A 17,577-nucleotide genomic window follows, 5' to 3' on the forward strand; every position below is an offset into this window, starting at 1 on the left:
GGCACCGTCTTAGCGTGGCTGCGCCCCGCACCACGACAGGACACCCGCATGCGCTCGCCCTCCTCCCGCACCCGCCGCACGCCGCGACGTCTCGCCGTGACGCTCGTCCTCGGAGCTGTCGTGCTGGCTGCCACACCGGCCACCGGAGCCGCCGACGACCTCGACGACCGCCGGCAGTCGACCCAGCAGCGCGCGGACGCCGCCCAGCAGCGCTCGGAGGACCTGCAGGCATCGGTCGAGGGGCTGTCGGCCGAGCTCGGCCAGGCCGTCGCCGACCTCGCGGCCACCGAGGCGCGCCTGCCTGCCGCGCAGGCCGAGCTGCGCGCGGCGCAGGACGAGCTCGCCGGCGCCGAGCGCCGGGCGGCGCTCGTCGAGGCCCGGTTGATCGACGCCACCGAGCAGCAGGAGAGCATCACGGCGGACGTTGCCGAATCCTTCGCCCGGAGCCAGGACGTGCGCGCCAGCGTCGGGCAGCTCGCCCGCAGGGCGTATCAGAGCGGTGGTGACGTCTCCCCGCTCGCCGTCGTCCTCGACGCCGAAAACCTCGAGGACTTCAACCGCCGCTACCAGGCCGCCGCGACCGCGCAGCGCGCGCAAGAGGAGATGCTCCAGGAGCTCGCGAACCTCACCGGGGACGCCCGCAACGCCGAGGCCCGGCTGGGCGCCGTCACCGACCGCATCGCCGACCTCAAGGCGGAGGCCGAGGCCGAGGTGGTGCGCGCCGACGCCGCCCGGGCTGCCGCCGCGACCCGGGAGCAGGAGATCGAGCGGCTGATCACCGAGCAACGCACCACGCAGCAGCGGCTGGCCGGGATGAAGTCCCAGGCGGAGGCCGAGCAGGCTCAGGCCGAGCGTGAGCGCAGCGCCTTGGAGAGCGAGCTGGCGGGGATCATCGCCGAGCAGCGGCGGCAGGCCGAGGCCGCCGCCGCGGCCCGGCCTGCCGCTCCTGGCCCGGGCGCGCCGCCCGCCCCGCCCGCGCCGTCCACCGGGTCCGGCGCGATCTTCGCCAACCCGACCTCGATCAGCCCGATGTACGTGACGTCCAGCTACGGCATGCGGCTGCACCCGATCCTCGGCTACACGCGCCTGCACGCCGGGATCGACCTGCGGACCTACTGCAACACCCCGCTCTACGCGCCACGTGACGCGACGGTCCAGTGGGCCCAGTGGCGCACCGGCTTCGGCAACCAGGTCATGTTGAACTACGGCACCGTCAACGGGCAGCCGATGATGAGCAGCTCCAACCACATGACCCGGTCCACCGTCTCGGCCGGCCAGCAGGTACGCCAGGGCGACCTCATCGGCTACTCCGGCAACACCGGCCTGTCCGGTGCGTGCCACCTGCACTTCGAGGTCTACGTCAACGGCTCGACCGTGAACCCCGCCCCGCTGCTCGGGCGGTGACCCGCCGCTGATGCTCCCCGCGGACTTCCCGGGCCCGGTGCAGCTGCCCACCGCTGCGCCGTCGCTCGCCGCGTACCTCTCGCCGTGGTTCCAACCCGTGCCGCTGCTCCCCTCGATCGCCGCCGTGCTCGCGGTCCTCTACGTCGCGGGCGTGGTCCGGATGCAGCGGCGGGGCCGCCGCTGGCCGGTCGGCAGAAGCGCGGCCTTCCTCGGTGGCTGTGCGGTGCTCCTGGTTCTCACCGGAACCGGCATCGAGGGGTACGGCTACGAGATGTTCTCGGTGTTCATGTTCCAGCAGCTCACCCTGATGATGGTCATCGCACCGCTGCTGGTTCTCGGGCGCCCCGGGACGCTCCTGCTGCACGCGGTCCCGCACCACGGGCTCGGACGAGCCGTCCTGGTGGTCGCGCGATCGACGCTGCGCTCACGCGTCGCGGCTGCCGCGCTGCACCCGGCCGTCACGGTGCCGCTGTTCCTGCTCGCCTTCTACGGGCTGTACCTGACCGGTGCCGCGACCGCGCTGCTGACGACGTGGGCCGGGCACACCGGGCTCGAGGTGACACTCCTGGTGGCCGGGGTGCTGTTCGCCGCCCCGGTGCTCTCGCGGGATCCCCTGCCACGCCGGCAGGGCCACGCCGCGCGCGCCCTGGACGTCGCGGTGGAGATGCCGCTCCACGCCTTCTTCGGCGTCGTGGTGATGATGGCCACGACCCCGCTCGTGGCCGCCTTCGGGCACCCGCCGGAGCGATGGGGCGTCGACCTGATCGGCGACCAGGAGGTCGCCGGTGCGCTCGCGTGGTCCTACGGCGAGCTGCCGACGCTGATCGTCCTGCTCATCGTCCTGTCCCGCTGGCACCGCGACGAGGCGCGCAGCGCACTCCAGCGTGACCGGCGCGCGGACCGCGACGGCGACGTCGAGCTCGACGCGTACAACGCCTACCTCTCAGGCCTCGCCGACCGCGACAGGCGCGACCTGACCTGATCGACCCATCCAGCACGCCCACCACGCCGAACCCGCTGCGCGCAGCCACGCATCACCCGGAAGGCTCACGATGACCCAGACCCCCACGAACACCGGACGGCCTCCTCTGCCCGCCCGCGCCGCACTGGTCTCGCTGATCGCCCTGGGCGCCCTCGCTCTGGCCGCGGCGCCGGCCTCGGCGCACTCGGGGATGACCGGGTCCGATCCCGCCGACGGCTCGACCGTCGACGTCGCCCCGGACAGCGTCACGTTGTCCTTCAACGAGCCTCCGCAGTCCCTGGGCACCGAGATCGTCGTGATCGGCCCCGACGGGTCGACGGTCAGCGAGGGTGCGACCACCGTCACCGACGTCACCGTGTCCCAGCCCCTCGGGGCGGATCGCCTCGCCGGCGCGTACAGCGTCCAGTGGCGCGTCACGTCCGCCGACGGGCACCCGCTGTCCGGCGAGCTGGCGTTCACGGCCACCGACGGCACCGGATCGGCTCAGACGACCGAGCCCGACCTGGCACCGACCCACCCGGGGCCCCCGGCCGGTGCGGACCTGGCCCCGCCCGCCCCCGCTCAGACAAGCACGCCGTCAGCAGCCGCGCTCGACGCGTCCGACGCCCCCATGTCCTGGCAGTGGGGGCCGACCTCCGTGGTCGTCCTGGTGGCGATCGTCGTCGCGGCGGCCGGGCTCACCGTGCTCGCGCTGCGGCTGCGCAGGCGAGCCGCCGGCGACGGCGCCCCGTCGGACACGGACGAACCTGCCTGAGCGCTCCCGGTCCTTAGCCGGATCTTCATCGCCGCGCACCTCCCGCCGGACCGACGTCGGCCGATCCGGTCCCTGCACGCGCGGAGCATCGCGCGTCGGGAGCAGCGAGGAGACGGACGTGGCGGAACAGCGGATCATCGGCGGGTCGCAGAAGATCGGGGGACAGCGGCCGGGGGCAGGGGCATCGCCCGACGCGGGTGCGGCACCGGCCCCGGCGCCCGCGCCGCGGAAGACACGGCGGGCGGTGCTCGTCGCGATCGCCGCGGTGCTCGTGCTCGGCGCGGCCGCCTGGTTCCTCCTGCGCCCGGCCGAGAGTGCCGAAGCCGCACCGGAACCGGAGGTCGAGCTCGGCGCGGTCCAGACCGTCGAGCCCGTCAGCATCAACCTGGCAGACGGTCGCTACCTGCGGCTCGGTCTCGGTCTGCAGCTGACCCTGGAGGTCGAGGAGGACGTGGACCCGTCGAAGGCTCTCGACCGGGCGATCGCTCTGTTCTCCCAGCGACCGGTCTCGGAGATCAGCACACCCGAGGGGCGCGAAGCACTAAAGTCCGAGCTCGCCGCGCAACTGGAGGAGGCGTACGAGGGCGAGGTCGTCGCCGTGTACTTCACGAACTACGTGTACCAGTGACCCACTCGGGACCCGAGACCGGTGTCGGGCCGCCGGAGACTCACCCTCGCTTGTTTTTGATCGATGCGCATCGGTTATCATCGACGCATGTCGATCAAGAGTAGCGAGCGCGCCGCCGCTTCCACGCAAGGCATCGCCCCGGGTGTCGCCCTCTTCCGTTCCCTGGCGGACCCGGCCCGGCTCGCGATCGTGCGCCGCCTGGCGACCGGCGAGGCCCGGGTCGCCGAGCTGACCCACGACCTGGGGCTCGCGCAGTCCACGGTGTCCTCCCACGTGACCTGCCTGCGCGAGTGCGGTCTGGTCGCCGGCCGCATGGACGGGCGGCGCGTGCACTACTCCCTGGCGCACCCCGAGCTGCTGGACATGCTCGCCGCCGCCGAGGTCCTGCTCGCCGCGACGGGCAACGCCGTCGCCCTGTGCTCGACCTACGGCGACGACGCGCAGGAGCAGGACGCATGCTGAGCACGATCGCCGCGGCGGCCGGCCTGTTCATCGCCACCAACCTCGACGACATCGTCGTCCTCACCATCCTGTTCGCCGCCGCTGCACGTGGCACCCGGATGCGCAGCTGGCAGATCGTCGCGGGGCAGTACCTGGGCTTCATCGCCCTGGTCGCGGCCAGCTTCCTGGCCGCGCTCGGCTTGACCGTCATCCCGGACGAGTGGGTGGGCCTGCTGGGGCTCATCCCGCTGGCCCTCGGCGTGGTGGCGCTGGTGCGCACGCTGCGCGGTCGCGACGACGACGAGGCCGAGTCCGCTCTACGGGCCGTCGGACTGCTCGGAGTCGCCGGCATCACGATCGCCAACGGCGGTGACAACATCGCGATCTACACGCCGGTGTTCCGCACGATGACGACCAGCGACGCGATCACCACGATCATCGTGTTCCTCGTCCTGGTCGCGGTCTGGTGCCTGATCGCCCGCCTCGTCGGAACCCGGGAAGCGGTGACGGAGGCGCTGGAGCGCGTCGAGCACTGGCTCGTCCCGGTGGTGTTCATCGGCCTCGGTGTGTTCATCCTCGTCGAGTCCGGAACCATCGGGCACCTCCTCGGGACCGCCTGAGACCGTGGGACCGGAGGTCGAGGCCGCCGACCTACAGCCGCTTCTCGAGCAGCACGACGTCGAGCCACGACCCGGCGAGCGGGCCGTGGCTCATGAACCCGAGCCGTTCGCGGGTCCCGACCACCCGGAACCCGGCGGCCGCGTGCAGGGCGAGGCTCGCGGTGTTCTGCGGGAAGACCCCCGACTGCACGGTCCACACGCCCCCGTCCCGGGCCGACACCAGGAGCGCCTCGAGGAGCGTCCTGCCGACGCCGCGTCCGCGCGCGGCGGGGTCCACGTACACCGAGTGCTCGACCACGCCCGAGTACACGCACCGCCCGGACACCGGGGACACGGCGACCCACCCGAGCACCGCGTCGTCCTCGCCGAGCGCGACGAGGCGGTGCTCGGGGAGGTGGCCGGCGTCGAACTCCGTCCAGGTCGGCACGTCCGACTGGAACGTCGCCACGCCCGACGCGATGCCGTGCCCGTAGATGCGCAGGACGTCGTCGGCGTACGCCTCGGTCATCGGTGCGAGCCGCACGTCCGTGCCTGTCGCCGTCACGCGGTCGCCGTTCCGGACAGGTGCCCTGCGAGGTGCCGGGTGAGCTCGTCCACGGCGCCCGGGACGATCGTGAAGTACGCCCACACCCCGCGCTTCTCGCGGGTCACGAAGCCGGCCTCGGTGAGCACCTTGAGGTGGTGCGACACGGTCGGCTGGGACAACCCGACCGGCTCGGTGAGGTCGCAGACGCAGGCCTCGCCGCCGTCGTGCGCCGCGATGATCGACAGCAGCCGCAGGCGCGCCGGGTCGGCCAGCGCCTTCAGCGTCCGGGCGGTCCGGTCGGCGTCCTCGGCGGACATCGTGGTGCCGGTGACCGGGCTGCAGCAGACGGTCGACGCGGGGGCGCTCACGGGGAGCAGATCCAGAGCCATGACGACATCCTCGCTCAGGCATCGATCGTTGTCGATGTTGACAGCCGTCGATGTCTGCGTCAGTCTCGTCACATCGACGGCGATCGATCCCTTGGAGGAGTGATGGTGCAGGACATTCGTGAGCAGGTGCGGTCCCGGTACGCGCTGGCGGCGGTGCAGGGCGGCGGTGACGCCGGCTGCTGCGGCGGTGGCGACTGCGGGCCGCAGGACCTGGTGATCGACGAGCGGTTCGGGGCGACGCTGTACGGCGCCGAGGACGCGGCATCGGTGCCGGCGGAGGCCCTGGCCGCCTCGCTCGGCTGCGGGAACCCGCTGATGGTGGCCGAGCTGCGCGAGGGCGAGCGCGTCCTGGACCTCGGGTCCGGTGGCGGGATCGACGTGCTGCTGTCCGCGCGCCGGGTCGGTGCCACGGGCTTCGCCTACGGCGTCGACATGACCGACGAGATGCTCGACCTGGCCCGCGCGAACGCGGCGAAGGCGGGCGCGACCAACGTCGAGTTCCGCCAGGGCACGATCGAGGACCTCCCGCTCGACGACGCCGCGGTGGACGTCGTGATCTCCAACTGCGTGGTCAACCTGTCGACCGACAAGCCCGCGGTGCTGTCCGAGGCGTTCCGGGTGCTGGTGCCCGGTGGGCGCGTGGGCATCTCCGACGTGGTCGCCGAGGACCACCTGACGCCCGAGGAGCGCGCCGAGCGCGGCTCGTACGTCGGCTGCATCGCGGGGGCGCTGTCCCGGACGGAGTACCTCGAGGGCCTCGCGGAGGCGGGCTTCGTGGACGCCGAGGTCCAGTTCACGCACGCCGTCGCCGACGGGATGCACGGTGCGATCGTGCGTGCCCGCAAGCCCGCACCCGAGCAGGCGTGATGGACCCCGAGGTGTACCTGACGATCTACCGGCAGGACGAGCGGGAGCTGGTGCGGCAGCTCGAGCTGCGCCGCGCCGCGCAGGACTGCCCGGGCTGCGTCGTCCGGGCGGTCCACCGCCTGCGCGACGCGGTCGAACGGCTCCGGGCACGCGTGCGAGCCGGTGCGACCCCTGCGGCGGTCTGCTGCCCGGCGTGACGTCGCGCGGTGCAGGTAGGGCCCTGGATCGACGGCGGCGGACCCCGAGGGGTGCGCCGCCGTCGTCGCGTCAGTCGGTCAGCAGCTTGTCGACCAGGCTGCGGACCCGCTGGTCGATGTGGTCCCGCAGTCCGCGGATGCCGTCGAGGGTCCACCCTGCCGGGTCCGGGAGCGACCAGGTCTCGACGTGCGGGTGGTCGGGAAGGTCCAGTCCCGGCTTGAGCGCGACGATGACGTCGGCCTGCGCGGCGATCTCGGCGGTGATCAGGCGGGGAGTCTGATCGCGGCGGTCGATGCCGAGCTCGTCGAGCGACTCGAGCACCGTCGAGGACACCGCCTCGTCCGGTTCGGTTCCTGCGGACAGCACGGTCACGCGGTCCCCGGCGTACGCCGCGGCCAACCCCGCGGCCAGCTGGGACCGACCGGCGTTGTGCACGCAGACGAACAGCACCGCCGGCTTCCGGGGGGCGGCGTCGCGCCCGAGCGAGGCGCGCTCGGCGTCGACCCGGTGCTCAGCGACCCACGCCTGCGACGCGACCTGTACCGCGTCCCAGGGTGACCCGAGCGGCGGGGTGTAGGCCAGGTCCAGGTCGGCCATGCCGGCGACGTCCATCTCGTGGAACAGCGCCGTGGCGAACGTGTCCACCCGCTTGGCGGTCTGGGTCGCGCGGGTCCCGACGAGCTGGGCGCCGAGCAGGCGGCCCGTAGTCGCGTCGCCCGTGACTCGGATGTGGATCGGTGCCGCGCCCGGGTAGTACCGCTTGTGGTCGTCCGGCGCGCTGGCCGTGGTCGCCGGGGTGAACCCGGCGGCGGTCGCCTCGTGTTCCCGCAGGCCCGTGCGGGCCGCGACCAGGTCGAACACCTTGACGACCTGCGTGCCGACGCTGCCGGCGAAGCGCGCCCGGCCGCCGACGGCGTTCTCCCCGGCGACCCGCCCCTGCTTGTGGGCGGTGGTGCCCAGCGGCAAGTAGCTGGTGCCGAGCACCCGGTGATGGGTGACCACGCAGTCGCCGGCGGCCCAGACCTGCGGCAGTCCGGTCGACATGTCCGAGTCGACGAGCACCGCACCCCGCGGGCCGGTCGCGGCTCCGGCGCCGACCAGCAGGCCCGTGTCCGGCCGCACGCCGACCACCACGAGCACCAGGTCGACGTCCCAGGACGTGTCCCCGTCCGGGCCGGTGGCCGCCACGTGCAGCCGCGCGCCACCATCCGTCGATCGCTGCACGCGCGTGACGGTGGTCGCGGTGCGGACCTCCACGCCGTTGCGGACCAGCTCGGCCCGGATGAGCGCGCCGAGCTCGGGGTCCACCGTCGGCAGCACCTCGGGCAGCGCCTCCACCTGCGTGACGCGGATGCCGCGGGCGGTGAGGCCCTCCGCCATCTCCACGCCGACGTACCCCGCGCCGACGATCAGCGCCGACCGCACCGCGGCTGCGTCGAGCGAGTCCGTCAGGGCGAAGGTGTCGCCCATGGTGTGCAGCAGGTGCACCCCGTCCGCGGCGCCCAGGACGTCCAGGCCGTCGATCGGCGGGCGGACCGGGACCGCGCCGGTCCCCACGACGAGGGCATCGTAGTCCAGCCAGCGCTCGCCACCGTCGGCGCCGAGCACCTGGAGCCGTCGCCCCTCGGCATCGATCCGGGTGGCGACGGTGTCCAGCAGCAGGTCGATCCCCGCACCCTCGAGCTGCTCGCGGGTGCGGTGCGCCAGGTCGCGCCAGTCCGGCACGTCACCTGAGATGTAGTACGGGATCCCGCAGATCGAGTAGTTCGGGTAGGCGTCGGCGACCACGACGGTCACCTCGGCCTGCGGGTCGAGCTCGCGTGCGCGCAGCGCCGCGCTGATCCCGGCGTCCGAACCGCCGACGACGACCACGTGCATGGATGGCCCCTTCCGGGCGTGGGTGGTGCGGCCAGTCAACGGGTGCCGGATGAACCGCGGGTGGCCGCACGGCGGCCGGGCCGAGTCAGGCGGTGACGGGCTCGACGCCGAGCTCGCCGAGCAGGACCTCGATGCGGCGGCGGATCTCGTCGCGGATCGGGCGCACGGACTCGATGCCCTGGCCGGCCGGGTCCTCCAGGGCCCAGTCCTCGTAGCGCTTGCCGGGGAAGATCGGGCAGACGTCGCCGCAGCCCATGGTGATGACCACGTCGGAGGCCTGGACGGCGTCGGTGGTGAGCACCTTGGGTCGCTCGGTGCGGATGTCGATGCCCTCCTCGAGCATCGCCTCCACGGCGACCGGGTTGATCTGCTCGGCGGGCATCGACCCGGCGGAGCGGACCTCGACGGCGCCGCCGGACAGGTGCCGCAGGTAGCCGGCGGCCATCTGGGAGCGGCCGGCGTTGTGCACGCAGACGAACAGGGCGGAGGGCTTCGTGGTCTCGCTCATCGGGTTCTCCTCAGGGGATCAGGCGGGAACGTGGAGGTCGGGCAGCAGGTCGGCGAGCAGGGCACGCACGCGGCGGTCGATCTCGTCGCGGATAGCACGCACACCGGTCTCGGAGGCCAGGGCGGGGTCGCCGACGACCCAGTCCTCATAGCGCTTGCCGGGCAGGATCGGGCAGGTGTCGCCGCAGCCCATGGTGATGACCACGTCCGCTGCCCGGACGGCGTCGTCGGTGAGGGGCTTGGGGAACGCCTCGGCGTCGGCGGACAGCTCGGCCAGCAGCGGCTGCACCCCGGGGTGGACCTCACCGGCGGGCGCGGAACCGGCCGAGCGGACGACCACGGCGTCGCCGGCGTAGTGGTGCAGCAGCGCGGCGGCGAGCTGGGAGCGGCCGGCGTTGGCGACGCAGACGAACAGCACCTGCGGGCGGTGGGCGGCGGCGGACGTGATCGCCCGCTCGGCATCGGCCAGGCGCTGCCGGGCGAACCGCTCGGTGTTCACCACGAGGTGCGAGCGGACCGCCGAGGACCGGGCCAGGCCGGTGTAGGACTCGCGGACCACCGTCAGGACCGCCGCGGGGTCGCGGTCGGGGAACGCGGCGACCAGCCGGTCCGCGATCCGTGCCAGGGCGGTCTCGGCGTCGGTCAGGCCCGTGAGGGGTGAGAGGTGCGCCGCCTCGGCCGCCACCGGCGCGAACGAGTCCAGCAGGGTCGTGACCGCGCCGCGCAGGGCGGGCTGCACCCGGTAGTAGACCCAAGTGCCGCGCCGCTCGGAGGTGAGCAGGCCGACGTCTTTGAGCAGCTTGAGGTGGTGGGAGACCGTCGGCTGGGAGACCTCGGCGACCGTGGCCAGGTCGCACACGCACGCCTCGCCGGACGGCGACGTCGCGATGAGCGAGAGCATCCGCAGCCGCAGCGGGTCGCCCAGGGCCTTGAGGGTGCCGGCCACCTGGGTCGCGGCGTCCAGGCCCATCGCGTGGTCGGCAGGGGACGGCTGGCACGCCTCGTCGACGGGCGGGGCGGTGGGAGTCGTGGCGGTCATGAGCGAACCTCCTGCGGTGCGGCGGCGGGAACGGGACGAGCGGTGTCGGTGAACCAACGTCGGCCGGCCCACAACGAGACGTAGACCAGCCCGACCAGGACCGGGACCTCGATCAGCGGGCCGACGACACCGGCGAGCGCCTGCCCGGAGGTGGCGCCGAACGTGCCGATGGCGACGGCGATCGCGAGCTCGAAGTTGTTGCCCGCCGCGGTGAACGCCAGCGTGGTCGAGCGTGCGTACCCGAGCCCCAGGCCCCGGCCGGTCAGCATGCCGACGCCCCACATCACGGCGAAGTACACGAGCAGGGGCAGGGCGATCCGCGCCACGTCGAGCGGGCGGGACGTCACGGCGTCCCCCTGCAGGGCGAAGAGCAGCACGATGGTGAACAGCAACCCGTACAGCGCCCAGGGGCCGATGCGCGGGATGAACCGCTCCTCGTACCAGTCGCGGCCGCGGGTGCGCTCGCCGATCCACCGCGACGCGAACCCGGCGGCGAGCGGGACGCCGAGGAACACCAGGACGTTGACCGCGATCTGCCCGATCGACACATCGAGCCCGGCGGAGTCGAGGCCCAGCCAGCCGGGCAGCACGGTCAGGTAGAACCAGCCGAGCAGCGAGAACGCCACGACCTGGAACACCGAGTTGATCGCGACCAGGACGGCGGCGGCCTCGCGGTCACCGCACGCCAGGTCGTTCCAGATCACGACCATCGCGATGCACCGGGCCAGGCCGACGATGATCAGCCCGGTCCGGTACTCCGGCAGGTCGGGCAGGAACACCCAGGCGAGCGCGAACATCAGCGCGGGCCCGACGACCCAGTTCAGCGCGAGCGAGCTGACCAGCAGCCGCTTGTCGCCGGTCACCGCGGCGACCCGGTCGTAGCGCACCTTGGCCAGCACCGGGTACATCATCACCAGCAGACCCAGCGCGATCGGCAGGGAGATCCCGCCGACCTCGAGGTCGGCCAGCGCCTCGCCCAGCGCCGGGATGAACCGGCCCAGCGCGAGGCCCGCCACCATGGCGAGGCCGATCCACGCCGGCAGCCACCGGTCGAGCGTCGACAGCCGACCGCGCGTCGCGGTCAGGTCGGGGGTCTGCGCGCTCACCGTGCCACCGCCACCGCCACCGCCGCTGCGGCCGCGGTGTCGGCACCCTGGGCGCTCAGCGCGTCGGCGGCGTCGACCGTGCGGCCTCCCGGCCGGGGGGCTCGCGGCGGGGGGGGCGGGGGCGCCGGCGGGGGGCGCGGCGAGGTAATGCGGGGCGTCGAGCGGGGGGGCGCAGCCGGAGCCGGCCGCCGTGATCGCCTGGCGGTAGGTGTGGTCGACGGCGTCGCCGGCCGCGAACACGCCCGGCAGGTTGGTCCGGGTGGACCGGCCCTCGACGACGATGTAGCCGTTCTCGTCCAGGTCGACCTGCCCGACCAGCAGCTCGGTGCGCGGGACGTGGCCGATCGCGACGAAGATGCCGGTCGCGTCGTGCTCGCGGGTCTCACCGGTGATCGTGTCGCGCAGCGTCACGCCCGTGACCTTGTCCTGGCCGTGGATGCCGACGACCTCGGAGTTCCACGCGAACTGGATCTTCGGGTCGTTCTTGGCGCGGTCGGCCATGATCTTGGACGCCCGCAGCTCGTCACGGCGGTGCACCATCGTCACGGACTTGCCGAACCGGGTCAGGAACGTGGCCTCCTCGACGGCGGAGTCGCCGCCGCCGACCACGATGATGTCCTGGTCCTTGAAGAAGAACCCGTCGCAGGTCGCGCACCAGGACACGCCCCGGCCCGAGAGCCGCTTCTCGTCCTCCAGGCCGAGCTCGCGGTACGCGGAGCCGTTGGACAGGATCACCGCGCGGGCGCGGATGGTCTCGCCGCCGCCGGTCACGACGGTCTTGACCGGGCCGGCCAGGTCGAGGGAGACGGCGTCGTCCCACAGGACCTCGGCGCCGAACCGCTCGGCCTGCTTCTGCAGGTTGTCCATCAGGTCCGGGCCCAGGATCCCGTCGGGGAAGCCGGGGAAGTTCTCCACGTCGGTGGTGTTCATCAGCGCACCGCCCGCGGTGACGGAGCCTGCCACCACGCAGGGGGACAGGCCCGCGCGCGCCGCGTAGATCGCGGCGGTGTACCCGGCGGGTCCGGAACCGACGATGACGATGTCCCTGAGGGCGGCTTGCTTTGACATGTCTCTATGTTGACATACGTCGATGCAAGCGTGCTACGGGCGCGTCGTGGGACCACCGCCGCTGGCGAATCAGCGGTCCTCGTCACTGCGCAGGAACTCGAGCGGGGGCGGCTCGTCCGCGCGTCTGTTCGTCCGAACACTGTCTGGACGGTCGCGTCCTGCAGACCGCCTCGACGGCTTCGCGCGACGTGAGCGCCTGCCGGTTCGCGTGCCCCGACCACGCAACGAGCCGAGTAGCACGTTGTATGGACCCGCATGGCAGCTCCGAACGGCCATACGCGCGTCGCTGCCTGCAAGCCCGGGCGGGCCGTACGGGCTCAGGGTTCTCCCGAGACGAGTGTGCTGAGTTCGACCGATCCGCAGGTGCCGCCGTCGTTCGCCGGGATCGTCTCTCGGTCGAACTGCCAGCGTCCCCGCAGGTCCATGCCCGCTTCTTGGAGGATCTCCTCGCCAAGGCGCGATGCCCGTGCGGCGAGTGACTCCACCGACCGTTGGGCGGCGCCGTCGAGCGATGTCATCGCCGAGTTGTCCGCGGGCCACGTCGCGTACCTGATCGCTCGGTCTGTCGACTCGAGGACCACCTCGGCGAACGTGGGCATGTCATCCACGAGTTCTACTCGCACGGTAGCGCGGTACTCGGTCACGTCGTCCTCCTCACCCGCCCGACGGCATCTGAAGCAGCTGCACGGCGCGGTCACACGGGAACGGGCTCGGCGTCGGTACGGTCCTCCGCGTGGCAACGGTAGACAGCGGCAGCGGACGCGGATGCGCCGTCGGAGCATTGTGGGTCCTCGTGGTCCTGATCGCCGCGGCGCTGGCGACGATCCCCGCGGTCGGGCCGTTCCTGGCTCTGCTGGCGCTCGCGGGTGCGGGGTTCGCGCACTGGTCGATGCGCCGGGCCGCCGCCGAGTCGGACAGCGGGACCGCGCAGTCCGACGGTGTCGCCGCTTCGACGCCCGCGGTCGTGGCGACCGAAGGCCCGGCCGTGATGCTGAGATGGGCTGGCGAGGCCTCTCATGCGTTAGATCATCCGCCATCGGCGCGATCTGTGGATCGTCGTCTGCGTTAGGGCCCTACGACATGCGTTGGGTGAGTTGCTCGAAGAAGCTCTCCACCATGGCCCTGCTTGCAGGAGCTCCGGTCAGCTCCTGGCCGCCGAAGCGGTAGACCTCGTAGCCGGCGAGGCGCAGCCGTCGGTCTTCGGAGACCATCGCCGCGTAGCGCGATGGGCTTGCCGTCGTGCCGTCCGCGTAGTGCTGCTTGCCGTCGACCTCGATCACGACCCGCCGTCGGTCGGTGAACAGCAGCAAAAAGTCCATACGCTGCCGCGCGAGCGGCGCCGGACTCTTGAGCGCCCGCCGCATGCGCTGGTCGTACGGGTCGTAGTGCAGGTACACCTGCGGGATGAGTGCGGGGATGTCGAAGGACGTCTTGTACCGCCTGGCGTACGCCTCGAACAGCACACGCTCGGGCGGGCTGTCCAAGGACTCGAGGAAGCGGTTGTGCAGGCGCAGGCCGACCTCGCGGTCGGTGACATCCGGCGGTATCGCATCGCGATCGCGCCACCACCGGATCAGGTGCGCGAAGCTCAGGCCCTCCGGCGGGATCGGCTCGGCGTACACGAGGCAATAGTCCGCGTTCGCGACGATCTCGATGTCGTTGTTGACCGCGTCGCGTAGGACGATCTCCGGCTTGGGGCCGTTCGCCGCGAAGATGAGGTTCTTCGTTGGGCCGCCGACACCGCCGCCTCGCTCGTACTCCGCGATGAGCTCGCGCAGCGGGTCGACGAGGTGGGCCGAGATCGGGACCTCCGCAGCGAGGCGGCTTGCGAAGGCCACCATCTCGGGGGCGGACCACCCAGCGATGTACCCGCGCACGACGTCGCGCTTGCTCTCCGCCTCCGCCGGTGCCTGCTCCCCGTCGCGCCACGTCAAGCGGAGTTCGTCGGCGAGGACGACCTCCAATGCGGACCGCGTGAACGTGTGGATCAGGGCCTCCTCGATCGCCCCGCTCAACGTTCGCGTCGACACGACCAAGCGTGCCTGCGATGGAGCCGGCTGGGGAACACCCCACCAAGGCGAGGGCGGGACAGAGTCGCTCACGTGACCAGTCTCGTTCCCTCGGCGTTGTACCCGGGGAAGGCGCGCAGCGCCGCTCGCGCCGAGGGTCGACGCTCCGTCCTGATGCTCCTCGGCGAAGTGTCCCGCCAGTCGCGTACGAGGGTCCGCCGCGTGCTCGATCATGGGTTGCATGCCCGACAGCTTCACGCGGCTCCAACTCGACCCCACAGTCGTCCGCGCCCGTCACGTGGGCTACTCGGTGCGCATGGTCGCCGAGATCGCGGCCCACTACGACGAGGCCTTGGACTCCTCGGAGTTCCGGACGGCGCGCTGCATGCTCGACGCCTTCTACGTGCACGTCCGGTTGCTCGCCGAGTTTCTCGTTCGAACGACGAAGGGCGGGGACTTTGGCCCCGCGGACTTCGGTATCACCTGGGCAGCCCCGGAAAACGCGGCGACGGCCCGGCTCGGTGAGGTGTGGGACGTCGCGAGCAAGTACGTCGTTCACTTCGGGGCAAGGCGCATACCCAAGCGCCCCGACGACGCCTCCGAGTTCACCGTTGACGGTTCCTACTTTCGGCAGCTCGCTGGTGACGTGTTCGAGGTGTACTCAGTGTTCGTCGACGCAGTTGCAGCCGTGACCCCCGACTGGACCAAGGGTGGAGGGGCGCTGATCCCAGACCCAGTGGCCGACCCAGACGGCTGGCGGGCCCGAACGCGCTCCGATGCGCTCCGAGAGCTGCGCAGTGCGCGAGACGAGGCTCGGAAGGAGCTGGGCCCGTAGGAGTCACGCATCAGCAGCGGCTCACGCGGCCGCTCGCTGCAGCGGTCGGGCAGGTCCGGGCGTGGCTGGACACGTCGAGCACCGACCCCGCCCTGACGGCGATGGACTCGGCCTGGGGGCGTCAGCCCGATCCCGAACCCGAGCAGCATCAGGAACCACCGCGTCGCTCGCACCGCTGCTGCCTGCAACGTCGGCGACAGCCCGGCGATGCGGGCGAGCGCGGGCGTCAGCCAGTGGCGTGTCAGCCGTGCGAGCAGCCACCCGCCCAGGACGGACGCACAGCAGTGCGCCAAGCAGGTCCCCTGCAAGGTGTGTCTGATGCAACCAAAGCTGAGGGCGAGTCCGCGGCGTCGTTGATCACGGACGCTGCTGCGGGCTCTCGGTAGATGGCTGCCACGCGAGAATGTCGGCGTACGTCGATGGATCGCTGACCTTGCGCACGAGATAGTCGACCCACGCGGGCGTGTACGCGTAGCCACCGAAGGCAGCGTTGTAGTGGCAGAACTGGGGCTTGGTCCGCGCGGGATTGACGCTGCCAGCCGGAGGCCGGACATCGAAGTACCTCCACGCCTGCGTGTGGGCGTGCATGGTGAAGTTCACCCCGACCCGGGCATTGACCTTCTCCATCACTTCCTTCGGAAGCAGCTTGCCAAGGTCCTCGACCGGAACGTTCTTCTCGCGGATGATCGTCTGGAAGCGGTCGAGCGCATCCGACTGCTCCGGACTTAGTTCGTCCGCCCGGATGAAGCTCATGCTCGCGTCGGCTGTCGACCGTGGACCAGTGTGCGGGACCAGGTACACCCGGAACTCGAACTGCTGGTCGGCGAGGGTTTCAGGCTGTAGCCCTGTCTCGAAGTCCTGTACCCACTCGAGGACCGACTTGGGAACACGGCTGCGCACGCGCTTCGCCGCCTCGATTGCGGAGTCGGTCAGCACGGACATGAAGAGGGGGAAGCGGAGTTCCTGTGCGAGCCCCTCGTCGGTCCCGAAGTCATGCACCACTGCGTTCTCGTAGTTGAGGAGCAGCGATTGAGTCTTGCCGGCGACGAGGGAGGCGATGTCCCTCTCGTACCGATGCTCGATCCGGTTGCGAATGGCCACGAAGAACTCGATGTTCCGGCGTACCGGGTCGTGCTGGTCGAACCGGTCGTTGAGCAGTGAGCTCAGCGGCCGGTGCTTCCAGTCGCCGTCCTCGGCATGGCGAACCCGTCGGCCACGTGCGTCGCGGATGTAGAGGTCGCCGCCGTTCTTCTCGGCGGACGCCTGGAGGAGTTTGAGCCACGCCAAGTTCATGTGAACGACGAACGCCTCGAGTTGACGTTCCTGTCCCGAGCGGTTGTACAGGTCGACGGCAAGCCGTGCTTCGTTCTTGGATGCTTGGAGCATGTGCCACCAGCGCGGTCGGGGTGCCATTCGGCCACCTTAGGCGCCGCAAGCCAGTGCGGGTGAGGACTTCACCCTCTCGGACGTCCGAGATGAGTGCGCGACCTGCGGCGGACCGCTCCTCTTGGACCAATGCGCTGAGCCATGATGATCATGTGCCCGATCCCGAGTCCCTCGGCGCCATCCTCGCCGAACTCAAGTTCGCGCCCCAGGTGGCGTCGGCGGACGCTTTCGCCTCGGCGTGGTTCGCCTGGGACGACGCCACAACACCAATACAGCTGCCACCGGCCTGGCGGGTGCGAGTAGCTGAGCTGCTCGAGTACTCGATCGAGATCGAGGATCCCGAGGAGTGCGTCGGCGTTGCCCGACGAGCGCTTCACGTCGGGCCGAGCGGGCGGTTCGCGTACGCGATGGCTGTCGGTAAACGGCTCGCGAGCGAGCGGCGTCGCGCGGCACCTGGTGGCGAAGGCTCGGTCAGTCCCCGACCGGGAGTCGGCGCGCTGGGCCCCTACGTGCGGACTTCATCGCGACACGCCCACCGGGCTGGTTGCCGCACGCTCCGACTCGCGAACCCCAACAGCGCACGCGCCAAGTCGTCCATCGTTCCGTTTGTGCCATGTCGCATCTGTTTGTAGCAGGACGCTCTCACCCTGCCGAACGATGACGCGGGACTTACGTTCCCTCAAGAGGCGGCGGGCGTTCGCTACTCGATGGCCTCGGCGTTCTGCGCCGGTGTGACCGCAGTCTGAGTGAGGCCGCTCTTTGCTCACGGAGGGAGCCGGCTCGCCAGGTCAGAGCTAATCCCCTCATGTCCCAGAGGCCCGGCCACGGGGTTCGTCCCTCGAGCCCTCAGGACGACGCCCGCGTCGTCCGGGGCTGCTGCGAGGCTGCTTCGAGGCGACGACGTCGAAGGTACCGCCTCGTCATGTCGCCGTTCGAACGG

Annotated in this window: 20 protein-coding genes and 1 pseudogene; 11 read left to right on the forward strand and 10 right to left on the reverse strand. The window is 71.5% G+C overall.

Annotated elements, in window-relative coordinates; all coding sequences use genetic code 11:
- Positions 1–48: 48 nt before the first annotated feature.
- The 6 genes from QNH85_RS15570 (at position 49) to QNH85_RS15595 (ending at position 4,829) form a co-directional block, all read left to right on the forward strand.
- Entirely contained in the window at positions 49–1,404 is a 1,356-nt protein-coding gene (locus QNH85_RS15570; RefSeq protein WP_213281883.1) for a M23 family metallopeptidase, read from the forward strand.
- Between the two features lie 10 nt (positions 1,405–1,414).
- On the forward strand, positions 1,415–2,386 hold the full coding sequence (locus QNH85_RS15575; protein ID WP_213281882.1) for a cytochrome c oxidase assembly protein: 972 nt from the start codon (positions 1,415–1,417) through the stop codon (positions 2,384–2,386).
- Positions 2,387–2,456: 70 nt separating this feature from the next.
- Positions 2,457–3,140, forward strand: a complete 684-nt coding sequence (locus tag QNH85_RS15580) for a copper resistance CopC family protein (protein ID WP_282947867.1) — start codon at positions 2,457–2,459, stop codon at positions 3,138–3,140.
- Positions 3,141–3,384: 244 nt separating this feature from the next.
- Positions 3,385–3,768 carry a flagellar basal body-associated FliL family protein gene (locus tag QNH85_RS15585; RefSeq protein WP_282947868.1) on the forward strand — a complete coding sequence of 128 codons (384 nt, stop codon included), beginning with the start codon at positions 3,385–3,387 and terminating at the stop codon, positions 3,766–3,768.
- An 87-nt stretch (positions 3,769–3,855) separates the two neighbouring features.
- Positions 3,856–4,230: an ArsR/SmtB family transcription factor gene (locus tag QNH85_RS15590; protein ID WP_213281879.1), complete on the forward strand. Its 375-nt coding sequence runs from the start codon at positions 3,856–3,858 to the stop codon at positions 4,228–4,230.
- Positions 4,224–4,829 (forward strand): cadmium resistance transporter, encoded by a 606-nt coding sequence (locus QNH85_RS15595; RefSeq protein WP_282947872.1) that lies wholly within the window; start codon positions 4,224–4,226, stop codon positions 4,827–4,829. The genes QNH85_RS15590 and QNH85_RS15595 overlap by 7 nt, the downstream gene beginning before the upstream one ends.
- A 31-nt stretch (positions 4,830–4,860) precedes the next feature.
- Here the strand turns inward: QNH85_RS15595 and QNH85_RS15600 are convergent, their stop codons facing one another.
- Both QNH85_RS15600 and QNH85_RS15605 read right to left on the reverse strand, forming a co-directional pair.
- Entirely contained in the window at positions 4,861–5,337 is a 477-nt protein-coding gene (locus QNH85_RS15600; RefSeq protein ID WP_282947946.1) for a GNAT family N-acetyltransferase, read from the reverse strand.
- A 32-nt stretch (positions 5,338–5,369) separates the two neighbouring features.
- A complete protein-coding gene (locus tag QNH85_RS15605) occupies positions 5,370–5,744 on the reverse strand; it encodes an ArsR/SmtB family transcription factor (RefSeq protein WP_282947874.1) in 375 nt (124 codons plus the stop codon).
- A 102-nt stretch (positions 5,745–5,846) separates the two neighbouring features.
- On the opposite strand from QNH85_RS15605, the gene arsM reads away from it, so the two are divergent.
- Both arsM and QNH85_RS15615 read left to right on the forward strand, forming a co-directional pair.
- Complete coding sequence (arsM, locus tag QNH85_RS15610) at positions 5,847–6,611, forward strand: arsenite methyltransferase (RefSeq protein ID WP_282947875.1); 765 nt, start codon at positions 5,847–5,849, stop codon at positions 6,609–6,611.
- A complete protein-coding gene (locus tag QNH85_RS15615) occupies positions 6,611–6,808 on the forward strand; it encodes a hypothetical protein (RefSeq protein WP_282947876.1) in 198 nt (65 codons plus the stop codon). The genes arsM and QNH85_RS15615 overlap by 1 nt, the downstream gene beginning before the upstream one ends.
- Positions 6,809–6,878: 70 nt before the next feature.
- Here the strand turns inward: QNH85_RS15615 and QNH85_RS15625 are convergent, their stop codons facing one another.
- From QNH85_RS15625 to QNH85_RS15650, 6 genes and pseudogenes are all read right to left on the reverse strand, one after another.
- Positions 6,879–8,687, reverse strand: a complete 1,809-nt coding sequence (locus QNH85_RS15625; RefSeq protein ID WP_346016331.1) for an FAD-dependent oxidoreductase — start codon at positions 8,685–8,687, stop codon at positions 6,879–6,881.
- 85 nt (positions 8,688–8,772) lie between these two features.
- Positions 8,773–9,195, reverse strand: a complete 423-nt coding sequence (locus QNH85_RS15630) for an arsenate reductase ArsC (RefSeq protein WP_282947878.1) — start codon at positions 9,193–9,195, stop codon at positions 8,773–8,775.
- 18 nt (positions 9,196–9,213) lie between these two features.
- Positions 9,214–10,233, reverse strand: coding sequence for a metalloregulator ArsR/SmtB family transcription factor (locus QNH85_RS15635; RefSeq protein WP_282947880.1), 1,020 nt, complete (start codon positions 10,231–10,233; stop codon positions 9,214–9,216).
- Complete coding sequence (arsB, locus tag QNH85_RS15640; protein ID WP_282947948.1) at positions 10,230–11,339, reverse strand: ACR3 family arsenite efflux transporter; 1,110 nt, start codon at positions 11,337–11,339, stop codon at positions 10,230–10,232. Before arsB ends, QNH85_RS15635 begins: the two co-directional genes overlap by 4 nt.
- Before the next feature lie 153 nt (positions 11,340–11,492).
- Positions 11,493–12,407: pseudogene (trxB, locus tag QNH85_RS15645) on the reverse strand (thioredoxin-disulfide reductase); the annotation flags it as partial.
- A gap of 317 nt (positions 12,408–12,724) precedes the next feature.
- Positions 12,725–13,051, reverse strand: coding sequence for a hypothetical protein (locus QNH85_RS15650; protein ID WP_282947881.1), 327 nt, complete (start codon positions 13,049–13,051; stop codon positions 12,725–12,727).
- A gap of 89 nt (positions 13,052–13,140) precedes the next feature.
- On the opposite strand from QNH85_RS15650, the gene QNH85_RS15655 reads away from it, so the two are divergent.
- Positions 13,141–13,476 carry a hypothetical protein gene (locus QNH85_RS15655; protein WP_282947882.1) on the forward strand — a complete coding sequence of 112 codons (336 nt, stop codon included), beginning with the start codon at positions 13,141–13,143 and terminating at the stop codon, positions 13,474–13,476.
- Between the two features lie 4 nt (positions 13,477–13,480).
- On the opposite strand, the gene QNH85_RS15660 is transcribed toward QNH85_RS15655, so the two are convergent.
- The gene (locus QNH85_RS15660; RefSeq protein WP_282947884.1) at positions 13,481–14,509 is read right to left on the reverse strand and encodes a hypothetical protein; all 1,029 of its coding nucleotides are present in this window, start codon (positions 14,507–14,509) and stop codon (positions 13,481–13,483) included.
- Positions 14,510–14,657: 148 nt separating this feature from the next.
- On the opposite strand from QNH85_RS15660, the gene QNH85_RS15665 reads away from it, so the two are divergent.
- Positions 14,658–15,251: a hypothetical protein gene (locus tag QNH85_RS15665; protein WP_282947885.1), complete on the forward strand. Its 594-nt coding sequence runs from the start codon at positions 14,658–14,660 to the stop codon at positions 15,249–15,251.
- A gap of 357 nt (positions 15,252–15,608) precedes the next feature.
- On the opposite strand, the gene QNH85_RS15670 is transcribed toward QNH85_RS15665, so the two are convergent.
- The gene (locus QNH85_RS15670) at positions 15,609–16,664 is read right to left on the reverse strand and encodes a DUF3644 domain-containing protein (protein WP_282947887.1); all 1,056 of its coding nucleotides are present in this window, start codon (positions 16,662–16,664) and stop codon (positions 15,609–15,611) included.
- A 125-nt stretch (positions 16,665–16,789) separates the two neighbouring features.
- Here QNH85_RS15670 and QNH85_RS15675 point away from each other — a divergent pair, with 125 nt between their 5' ends.
- Positions 16,790–17,269, forward strand: a complete 480-nt coding sequence (locus tag QNH85_RS15675; protein ID WP_282947888.1) for a hypothetical protein — start codon at positions 16,790–16,792, stop codon at positions 17,267–17,269.
- The last annotated feature ends 308 nt before the right edge of the window (positions 17,270–17,577 follow it).

This window comes from Cellulomonas endometrii (genome assembly GCF_949769265.1).
Lineage (GTDB): Bacteria > Actinomycetota > Actinomycetes > Actinomycetales > Cellulomonadaceae > Cellulomonas > Cellulomonas endometrii.

Excerpts from the sequence above, each read along its gene's own strand:
- QNH85_RS15570 (WP_213281883.1), top strand. The coding sequence starts at position 49 with ATGCGCTCGCCCTCCTCCCGCACCCGCCGCACGCCGCGACGTCTCGCC.
- arsM (WP_282947875.1), top strand. The coding sequence starts at position 5,847 with ATGGTGCAGGACATTCGTGAGCAGGTGCGGTCCCGGTACGCGCTGGCG.
- QNH85_RS15630 (WP_282947878.1), bottom strand. The coding sequence starts at position 9,195 with ATGAGCGAGACCACGAAGCCCTCCGCCCTGTTCGTCTGCGTGCACAAC.
- QNH85_RS15575 (WP_213281882.1), top strand. The coding sequence starts at position 1,415 with ATGCTCCCCGCGGACTTCCCGGGCCCGGTGCAGCTGCCCACCGCTGCG.
- QNH85_RS15665 (WP_282947885.1), top strand. The coding sequence starts at position 14,658 with ATGCCCGACAGCTTCACGCGGCTCCAACTCGACCCCACAGTCGTCCGC.
- QNH85_RS15595 (WP_282947872.1), top strand. The coding sequence starts at position 4,224 with ATGCTGAGCACGATCGCCGCGGCGGCCGGCCTGTTCATCGCCACCAAC.
- QNH85_RS15625 (WP_346016331.1), bottom strand. The coding sequence starts at position 8,687 with ATGCACGTGGTCGTCGTCGGCGGTTCGGACGCCGGGATCAGCGCGGCG.
- QNH85_RS15600 (WP_282947946.1), bottom strand. The coding sequence starts at position 5,337 with ATGACCGAGGCGTACGCCGACGACGTCCTGCGCATCTACGGGCACGGC.
- QNH85_RS15670 (WP_282947887.1), bottom strand. The coding sequence starts at position 16,664 with ATGGCACCCCGACCGCGCTGGTGGCACATGCTCCAAGCATCCAAGAAC.
- QNH85_RS15590 (WP_213281879.1), top strand. The coding sequence starts at position 3,856 with ATGTCGATCAAGAGTAGCGAGCGCGCCGCCGCTTCCACGCAAGGCATC.
- QNH85_RS15580 (WP_282947867.1), top strand. The coding sequence starts at position 2,457 with ATGACCCAGACCCCCACGAACACCGGACGGCCTCCTCTGCCCGCCCGC.
- QNH85_RS15615 (WP_282947876.1), top strand. The coding sequence starts at position 6,611 with ATGGACCCCGAGGTGTACCTGACGATCTACCGGCAGGACGAGCGGGAG.
- QNH85_RS15605 (WP_282947874.1), bottom strand. The coding sequence starts at position 5,744 with ATGGCTCTGGATCTGCTCCCCGTGAGCGCCCCCGCGTCGACCGTCTGC.
- QNH85_RS15635 (WP_282947880.1), bottom strand. The coding sequence starts at position 10,233 with ATGACCGCCACGACTCCCACCGCCCCGCCCGTCGACGAGGCGTGCCAG.